At 58.6% G+C, this 9,322-nt stretch carries 6 protein-coding genes and 1 pseudogene; all 7 read left to right on the top strand.

Annotated features, from left to right (window positions below; all coding sequences use genetic code 11):
- A pseudogene (locus AN233_RS04165) lies at nucleotides 1–1,077 on the top strand (VirB4 family type IV secretion system protein); the annotation flags it as partial.
- A complete protein-coding gene (locus AN233_RS04170; RefSeq protein WP_058365593.1) occupies nucleotides 1,070–4,885 on the top strand; it encodes an ATP-binding protein in 3,816 nt (1,271 codons plus the stop codon). The pseudogene AN233_RS04165 and the gene AN233_RS04170, both read left to right, overlap by 8 nt.
- Nucleotides 4,882–5,766 carry a hypothetical protein gene (locus tag AN233_RS04175; protein WP_058365594.1) on the top strand — a complete coding sequence of 295 codons (885 nt, stop codon included), beginning with the start codon at nucleotides 4,882–4,884 and terminating at the stop codon, nucleotides 5,764–5,766. Before AN233_RS04170 ends, AN233_RS04175 begins: the two co-directional genes overlap by 4 nt.
- Nucleotides 5,763–7,274 (top strand): primase-associated protein, encoded by a 1,512-nt coding sequence (locus AN233_RS04180; RefSeq protein WP_058365595.1) that lies wholly within the window; start codon nucleotides 5,763–5,765, stop codon nucleotides 7,272–7,274. The genes AN233_RS04175 and AN233_RS04180 overlap by 4 nt, the downstream gene beginning before the upstream one ends.
- A gap of 545 nt (nucleotides 7,275–7,819) precedes the next feature.
- Nucleotides 7,820–8,263 carry a hypothetical protein gene (locus tag AN233_RS16275; protein ID WP_080508344.1) on the top strand — a complete coding sequence of 148 codons (444 nt, stop codon included), beginning with the start codon at nucleotides 7,820–7,822 and terminating at the stop codon, nucleotides 8,261–8,263.
- 135 nt (nucleotides 8,264–8,398) lie between these two features.
- The gene (locus AN233_RS04190; protein WP_058365597.1) at nucleotides 8,399–8,932 is read left to right on the top strand and encodes a DUF7342 family protein; all 534 of its coding nucleotides are present in this window, start codon (nucleotides 8,399–8,401) and stop codon (nucleotides 8,930–8,932) included.
- Nucleotides 8,933–8,940: 8 nt separating this feature from the next.
- A partial coding sequence (locus AN233_RS18365) for a hypothetical protein (protein ID WP_080508345.1) occupies nucleotides 8,941–9,322 on the top strand: 382 nt, incomplete at its 3' end.

Raw genomic sequence — 9,322 nt, forward strand, 5'->3', positions numbered from 1 at the left:
CCCGACCACGTCCAGCGGGCGATGGGTGAGGATGCGAGCCCGTTCAACGAGAAGCTCGACGACGCGATGAGCTTCCTGACGAACTTCTTCGCACTGCGGGGCATCTCGCTCGGGGATCGTCGGACGACGCTCGAACTCGGTCTCAAGCGTGCCTACAAGCGCAACGACATCACCGACGATATCTCGACGCACAGCAACCCCAGCCCGACTATCCGGGATATGATGGACGTCTTCGAAGACATGGTCGACGACCCCGAGGAGTTCGTCGTTCGTTCCGACGAGGAGGCCGGGAAGATTCGCGAGGACGCGACGTGGCTTCTGGACCAGCTTCGTCCCTTCGAGGAGGAGGGTCGCCACGCTAATCTCGGGAAGTCCTCAGAGTTCGACATTCGCGACGAGAAAGTCATCTACCTCGATCTCGCACAACAGGAGGGCAGCGTCGACAGCAGCACGGCACTGACGATGCAGTTGCTCATCTCGCTCGTCTACGAGCGGGCGAAAGAGACGGACAAGGAGGTCGTGTTCGTCATCGACGAGGCGCGGTACATCATGCAGGACGCTGCGAGTCTAGCGTTCCTCGAGACGGTATTCCGACATCACCGTCACCACGATCTCTCGATTCGTCTCGTTACCCAGACCGTCGACGAGTTCTTCGAGCACGCCGAGTCCGAAGCCATTCTTGACCAGTGTGCCGTCAAGCAGTTCCACCGCCTGGATGGAATGGACGACCAGTGGGCCGACGAGTTCGGGTTGAACTACGCCCAGATGCGCTACGTGCAGGACGCGGTCCCCGGCAACGAGGACGCTGGGTTCTCTGAGGCGCTCGTCGGCGTCGACGGCGAGTGGCGCGGCATCAAGGTCGAGGCAATGCCCAAGGAGAAGCAAGTCATCGACTTCGACCCGACCGAGCAACGGCGATCCTCACTCCCTGGAGCTGGTGAAGACGCAGTTGATACGGACGTCCAGGAGTTCCGAGAGAAGCTGGAAGAGCAGGTGACGAACGGACAGTCGAAAGAGTCGGAAACCGTTTCTGCCAAACCTGACGGCGGGTCGATGGAGGGAGAGGACGATGCGTGAGTATCTCCGAGTCACGCCCACATCCGAAGGCCTGGATCCCGAGGGAATTCCTCGAGTCCTCGAAAGCCTACATAAACTGACGACCACGGAGTCAACGGGACTCGCACAGAAGCTGAACCCACTCCACAGTGACACACCGCTCCGATTCGAGTTTCTCGCACTGAGTGAGGGAGCAGACGACCCTGTCGAGTTCTTTTACGGCGCCGACGGGCATCTCGACACACTCGAAAAACGGCTCCGTTCGATCTATCCCGAGACATTCGATATCGAACGCGTCGACGTCGACGTCGCCTCTCGGCTCATCCAGCCAGTCGAATTCACACGAGCAGAGTTCCTCGAACACTACGAGGCGGGGCAACTACAGTACGAGTTTGGTCCTGACGAACAGCATGAGCTTGTCGATGAAGACCGTAGCCAAGACCAGACACCAGCGGCCGAAGCATCCCCCTTTGCAGATGGCGGCGCAGCGGTCGAGTCATCTGCTGGTCACTTCGTTGAGGTTGGTGATACCGCCCTTGAGCTGGCACCACCGAGCGAAATACCGGACGAGCAGCCACTGACGACGCTCGAAAAGCCAACCGAGACGGACGAGGGAACGATACTCGCTCGGCCAACCATCGACGCAATCTCGCCAGTTGGCGTGCGCTGGTCCGGTTCGACCACCCGGAAGAACGACTGGATGACGTCATTGACGCCCTTCGCCTCTGGCGATGGCGACGACGCCTTAGTGGCTGTCGACCAGCCCGGCGCGACGCTCGCGTCACTCGTCGACCACTTGATGGAGGCGGCTTCACCTGTGGCGTTTCAGGTTGTGTTCCAGCGACGGGCGAGCTGGCAGTCCGACGCTGAGGTCCGAAAAGAGGATCTCGTCGACGGGCGGGACACCTTCTTCCAGGAAGTCGTTGGGTCCTTCCTCGAGGTTGAAGACCAGCGGAGCGATCACGACGAGAAGCAGCTCAGCGAGTCAGTCGAAAAACGCATTGAGTATATCGACGCGAAGAATCCCAAGCGGTCGTTCACTGCTAACATCCGAGCAGTCGGCGTTCCGACAGGGGATGAGGCTCGCGACGAACTCGCGGCCCAGATGGACTCACTTCGCCCTGTGTTCGACCCAGTGGACGGGCCCTATTACGAAGTCGAAGGAAAACGACTCCGGGCAGACGGTTTTCGTGAAAAGACGAAAGAGAAGAACGCCCAGACAGCCCTCCGACAGTTGCTAGATCGAGAGATTACGACCGGCCGAGGGAAGACCCGACCGGATTTCGTCCTCAGTGGGACGGAACTCGCAAACTTCGTGCTCGTGCCATCCTCCGAGCAACTCACCGTTGAGGGGACGCGAGGAACTCGAGCTGAGCAGCAGAGCCGGAACCCGCTTCCGTGGCCCAATCCAGATTTGGTTCAGCAGTTCCAAGAGGGCATGGCTATCGGCTACGCGCTCGACGAGAATGGCGAGCCGCGACCGGACCCGATCCGGGTTCCGCCGGATTTGCTGACGACGCACTACGGCCGGTTCGCATCGACTGGCGGCGGGAAATCGAAAGCGATCATCAACGACGCGCTCTCGCTCCGCGAGACGACCGGCGGACCTGTCGTGATCGTCGATCCGAAAGGCGATGGGATGTGTGCGAACTACCTTCGCTGCCACTACGAACGTTTCAACGGATTGGACGACGTCTACCAGTTCCGCGTCCCAGAGACTGTCCCAGCGTTCTCCTTCTTCGACATTCGTCCCGCACTTGAAGCCGGTCGTCCCCGCGAGGACGCGATTCAGGACAAGGTCGACCACTTCCACGACATCCTGCGGATGATTATGGGCCGCGAGCAGTACGGCCAGGCATTTGTCGCGAACGAGATCCTCAGCTACCTCATCAAGGCACTCTTCGACGAGGAGTACGGGAGCGACGTCTTCGGTCTGGACGACCTTTTCGCGGCAGCTCTCCGGATGCAACGAGAGCGAACTGTCCCACCGATTTCGGCGGACAACAGGAACGTCGAGGAGTCACTCACGCGGCACTTCGCGAAGGACGACCACCGGTTCCAGGTGTCGATGGACGCCGTCGGAAATCGTCTGGACAAACTCAGAGAAGACGCGCACCTGCGACGGATCTTCAGTCACGTTCCCGAGCAGAACGACGCTGGCGAGTACGTCGACAATCGCTTCGACTTCCGCGAGTTCCTCGACGAAGACGCCACGGTTCTGTTCGACTTGGGCGATCTGCGTCCCGAGGCACAACGGGCAATCACACTCCTCCTGTTGAGTAACCTCTGGGACGCCGTCCAGGTGCGCCGGCGTGATGGAAAGACAGACTACGAGAACCTCACCAATCTCATCATCGAGGAGGCCGCCCCCGTGGCCTCGACAAAACTCGTCTCCGAACAACTGCTTCCACAGGGACGGTCATTCGGCCTGAGCATGGGACTTGTGATGCAGTTCCCCGGCCAGGTTCGAAATCGAAACGAGCGCGCCTACGACGAGCTCCTCAACAACATCAAGACGAAGCTCATTGGGAACATCTCTATCGAGCGCGACCTCGCCGAGTCGTTGGCCCACGAAGACCTGAGTCCGACTGACCTTCGAAATCGGGTTAATACGCTCCCCAGTGGAGAGTGGATTGCTCAACTCCCGAGCCCCTCATTTGGGAAGACAGGGCCTGCTCCATTCTCGGTGAAGCCGCTCCCGATAGCAGCGGGCCATCCAGAAAGCGACGAGGCGCTCTCTGTCGAGCAGGAGGACCACTTCGAGTCCGTAGCTCTTCCACGGCTGTCAGAGCGTACACAGACCCAGTACGGACTTGCTGAGGCCCCAAGCGAATCGGAGACAGCCGACGATGAGGGATGGGGGAGTAGACCGAACGCTGGACAGTCTGCATCTGCAGAATCGACTAGCTCTGGAGACTCGACGGAGTCGTCGTTCATCGGACAGGCAACCAGTGGTTCAGTAGCCGACGAAGAGAAGGAGAAAGACGCGGACACCATTGATTCCCTGTTTGGGAATCTGGGATCCGTAGAGTCAGAAGAGTCGGCCACAGAAGAGGAGACGAACGCCGTCGACGAAAACGGACCTTCGCCAGTACAGGCAGGTGGCGTGACCGTCTCCGATGACGAACTCCGACGGCGCGGACTCACTCACGACGACATCCGATTCTTGACTCGCGTCCTCGACGTGATGAACAGGGACGCACCGAATCATGGATTCATGGATTCAATGAGTAGGTTCAAGGACGACTTTGATGACCTGGACGTGCAGCGGCTCATCGACCAGGATCTGCTGGAAGAAGGACGAGCCTGCAGTCGGAAGTACTACACCGTCCTCCCGGCAGGGCGTGAACTGCTTGGCCAGAAGCTTAAGGTCGGCCCTGGGCAGGGAGATATCGGCGAGAAAACGCCGCACAAGGTCGGTGTGAAGCTGCTCGAACTATGGTTGGAAGCGCGCGACGATGTCGAGCAGGTTGAATCCTATTACGAGTACGATGAGGAGACCGTATTCGACGTCGCCGCCTTCGACGCTGACGGAGAACTCGTGTGGGTCGGTGAAGCGGAATTCCCGAGCAACAACAAACACGCGCCTGTCGACGATTACGACAAGCAGAGTGAGGTGGACGCAAACGCTGTCTGGGCGTTCAACAGACGCGAGACAGCCGTTGAGGTGTTGGATCGACTCGCAGAGGCCGACCGGATAGAAAATAGTGTGAGTGGGCGTGCAGCCCGTCGGTTCTCGGATATTCGAGAAGCCATTGAATCGTTTGACGCAGAAGGGATGACGACGATTCGGAGCTTCAACAAGCTCGATGAGGAGTTCAATCCATGAGTTGGCGCCAAGCTACGCGCGAGGAGATTTACAGGTACTACACGGAGGAGTTCCCCTCGTACATCGACGAATTCCCGTCGTTCATCACCGCGAAGGGACCAAAGCAGTACGCGCTCGCGTTTCGAGAACCCCACCCGGTACGGAAAGACGGAGTCCCAGACAAGGACTTCATCCGACGAGACACCTGGCAGACGAACACCTCCGGAGAGCGGACCTCAGCAGCGTTCCACGACTTCGACGATGTCCTCGAGTTCATCCGCCACCCAGCACGGAATGACCCGCTCGGACGGAGTGACTTCGCGCTCGCCGATCCCGACCTGCTTGACAAACCAGATCCACATCACGATGCAGTGTACTACGCCCTCGATCATTGGGAACGGCCGTGGGTGCTCCTCGTCGATATCGACGCGAAAACGATAGCCCGAGAGCGAGCAACTCGAACGGTATCCAACGGAGATGTTTCGGGGGACAGCGAGGAGCTGCTCGATGCTGTGGAAGTTCTCGAAGCGGACCCAGTAGGCTACCCGTATTCTTTCGCGGATATCGAACGGGCCATTGAGTACGGTTTCGAGGTGCGAGATATTTTCGAGGACGACTTCAACGCCGAGGAGACGATGGTGGTGTATAGCGGCCAGGGCGTTCACGTCTATCTCCTCGATACCGACCCTGCTCATCGATATGACGCCAAAAGTCGAGAGGTGCTGAACGACCTTCTGCAAGACACCTATGATATTCCCATCGACCCAGTGGTTACCGCCGACCGTCGTCGAGTCGCTCGGCTCCCCTACTCGTTGCACGCTGACGTCTGCAGTATCGTCACGCCGATAGAGAGCCCGAGCTTCGACGTTCGGTCTGCAACACCGGAGGTCATCCAGTCATGAGTCAGTCGACGCCTGTCGAGGACGAGCGTGCCGCCTATCGCGTTGCGACGCTCCCGCTCGAATACGGCAAGACCCGCATCAACCAACTGTTCACGCGGGGCTACAATCGATACATCGTCGACGGTGAAGACCAACCAGAAGACCTGTTGAACGACCTCGAACGGTTCGGGACGGCGGCGTTCAAAGAAGACATCAGGACAAACGCGGCGGAGGAACCGTTCGTCGACGAACCGGGAACACTCGCCGTCCTCGCGACGTTGAGCGCGATCTGCGTCAAGGCACACCCGAAGTTCGAACACGCTCCGCCGCGAAAGGTGCAAGTCCTCTACAATATTCGGGAGTTGTACGTCAACAATCTCGCTTCCCTCCTTCGAGAATTCGGTGATGGGACTCTCCAACAGGATATCGCAGAGGTACTGTACGAGAAAGATCCCGGAGAGGACGGTCCGCACCCCGGCCGCGTTTGTACAGGGATCAAGGAGATGCCGGAGTTCGGTGAGGGGTTGTATCTCGAAATCCCAATGGCTGCGGCATCGAGAGATTGCCTCGTCCACGCCGACACCGAGACAGGAGAGGCCGGAGAACTGCTCACTCACGTTAAGGACAACCGTCTCTACGTGCCGGTCGGCGATTTCGATACGAAGTATCGCGAGTATGCCAGACGCGCGTTCAAGAAGCTCCTGCGAGTTCAGGAGGAGAACCTCTCCGAAGACCAGCTGACGTGGCTAACGACGAATGAGTCGGCCATCACAGAGCGCATCGACCGCTTCATCGAGACGGGACACCACGAACGAATCTGGCGAGACTGGAACCCCGGTGAACGGACCATCCGTGTGCTTCGGGATGCGATTCGAGACGCTCCAGACGAAGTCACTACGCTGGGGAATTTTTACTCAGCGAAGGAGCTGTTTGAAGCTGTGGAGGCGTGCGATCCGGAAGCAGACTGGAAGCGAGACGTGTGTAATCGCATCTCGAGTCCACGGAGTCTCGGGAATCTTCTCGCATCCCAGCGCGACCACCGGAGCCTGACCATTCGGCAGCACGAAAATACGAACCGCTATCGGATTCAGGAATCTACGCGTGGCGTCCAGCCCCTCACCGTCGAATCAATCGAGGACCTGTTTGAACTCCCCTGCATGGCGAATATGGCCGAACGCCTCCACGAGAAGAAACCAGTCCGAAAGGACCTGTACAACTTCGCCCGAATGGTGATGTGGCTGCCACAGTATCAGGACAGCGACCTCGAGACCATTGTCACAGATCTCAAGGACGTCTTCTCGCGGTGGCCGTGGTACGACGACCAGGTCACCGACTACCAGATTCACTACGAGTTCTCGAACACGATTGGAGGCGACACCCCGCTTCCGATGAACTGCGACAACGACGATATGCAGCGGTACTGCATCGGACAGGATGAGTGTCCATACTCGATCTGGGGAAGTCTCCCCTTCCCGGATGAGATGTACGATCGACTAAGTGAAACCGAGGGTAAGGGAAACGAGTTCTAACGCAGACAGTCAATTATCAGGAACCACACCATTATTCAGAAGACGGAAGTGTGACAGATATTAAAATCTCGTCATCCACTTTTCAGGCCTTGTATCGACCAATTTGGACAAGAACGGGTGGGTCACTAGAAGCAACATCACGTAGCCCATCACTTGCCGTCAGTCAGTTATGCCAAGTCTCAATCACAATGTGAATCCGATTCTCTCGAATTCAAGGTCCTCACCACCCCGTCGAGCACAATTCCACCAATCATCGTATCTTAGAACTCGTCGAGGACATCAATAACGGCTGAGAACTGCCCGACGGCCCTCTTGCTAAATCTAAACTCGTTTCATCCCATTCTGTACCTCCAGATTTGTCCAAAGGAAGGCTAGGGTACAACGGTGCAAATGCCGCTGGCTCTCTCGGGCCGAAGGGCCATCAAACGACGATCGTCTATAGCCGATATATCAGAATTCACTCAATGAATAGTGATGCGATTCGCGGTGGAGTTTGTCGCCCCCGAGAGGGGCGAGGGGCTGTCGTAAGCGCCCACTCAACAACCATGTCTTCAGAACACGAGCAACAGCGATCACGACTTCACGGCGAGCAAACTGAGCAACCGAGCGACGAACCGTGGACAGATCTCGAACTGACGATCCCGCACAACAGAAGTCCGACTGCCATCGTCTCACTCGTCGAGTGCGCGCTCGTCGAACTCACTCACGAAGACGTCGGAGCCGAGTTCGTGTCGACGAGCGTTGCGGGAGAGAAGCGGACACAGTACATCGCCATAGATGACGTCGGCCAACGGTTCCAGAAGCGGTATTTCGACGAGCGGCTCGGCCGGCACGAAACGACTGTCAGTCGTGAAACGGTTCGTGACGAGCTGGTCAGCCGGCTCACACACCAGTCGTCACTGGGCGGTGAGGTAGGTCAGAATGGCGTTGACGGTGGTCAAGACAGCTTCTGTGTGAAACCAGCTCGAGAGCTCCGACTTCAGGAGTGATGTTTTAACCAACACTTGGACAAGCGGTTACCCGATGTTGGTTAAGGCGTTGTCAACCTGTGGATCCCAGCCCACCCAGGTCAGGAAACTATTCCCTGAAGTAAGAACTATATCCTTCGCCCTGCAATTCCGAGTATGTCCGAAACAGACGCCACCGATGGGCCGCCCCCCTTCGAGGACGCGTTCAGCAGCGATGACGTCGAACAACGCATCTACGGTACTATCCTGCAGACCCGCGAGCCGACGACGGCGAGCGCGATCGCCGACAGCGCTGACTGTGACCCCAAGACCGCCCGGAAATACCTCGGCTGGTTCGACGATTTGGGAATCGTCACCCGGCACGATGGCCATCCGGCCACCTACGAACGGAATGACGCGTATTTTGAGTGGCGACGCATCAACCAGCTCGCAGCCGACCACTCCGTCGAGGACCTGCAGGATCGCGTTCGTGAGCTGACGACGCGCATCACCGAGTATGAAGCGACGTACGACGCCGCGTCACCGGCCGCAGTCGACGCCGTCGACGCCGCGGAGGCCAGCGACGAGCGGACCATCGACGACGTGTACAGCGACCTCGCCGACTGGGCGACCGCCCGCGAGGAGCGTGACCGCTACGAACGCGCGCGCCAGCAACGCACGGGTGGCGAGCGCGAACAGGCGTCCGGGTAGCCCGCTCAATGATGCCACCGACAGGCGATGGCGGGAGCCCTGCCCCCATCGATCGTCCCATCCTCGAGTTCCTTCAGACACGGCTCCAAGCCACCGGACAAGTCTCCCACGCGGCCATCACGGATGCAAGCGGCCATCTCGAGCTTCAGGTCGTCTTTGCATCGTCACACTACCCAGCGCACGTCGACGAAGCAACCCTGACTGTCCGCTGGTACACGAACGACGACTTCACAATCCACTATCGAGAGATACATTCGGAGCACACCTGGGAATGCCGATGGGATCGGCATCCGAACCCCCACAATACGCGCGACCACTTCCATCCCCCGCCTACCTCCCCGACGCCCGGTGATGATGACTCTTGGCCGACCGATCATCGTGATGTCCTGC

Source organism: Haloparvum sedimenti (assembly GCF_001462205.1).
Lineage (GTDB): Archaea > Halobacteriota > Halobacteria > Halobacteriales > Haloferacaceae > Haloparvum > Haloparvum sedimenti.

What these genes read in the sequence shown, in the direction of transcription:
- AN233_RS04170 (WP_058365593.1), top strand. Translation starts at nt 1,070, where the DNA reads ATGCGTGAGTATCTCCGAGTCACGCCCACATCCGAAGGCCTGGATCCC.
- AN233_RS04175 (WP_058365594.1), top strand. Translation starts at nt 4,882, where the DNA reads ATGAGTTGGCGCCAAGCTACGCGCGAGGAGATTTACAGGTACTACACG.
- AN233_RS04180 (WP_058365595.1), top strand. Translation starts at nt 5,763, where the DNA reads ATGAGTCAGTCGACGCCTGTCGAGGACGAGCGTGCCGCCTATCGCGTT.
- AN233_RS16275 (WP_080508344.1), top strand. Translation starts at nt 7,820, where the DNA reads ATGTCTTCAGAACACGAGCAACAGCGATCACGACTTCACGGCGAGCAA.
- AN233_RS04190 (WP_058365597.1), top strand. Translation starts at nt 8,399, where the DNA reads ATGTCCGAAACAGACGCCACCGATGGGCCGCCCCCCTTCGAGGACGCG.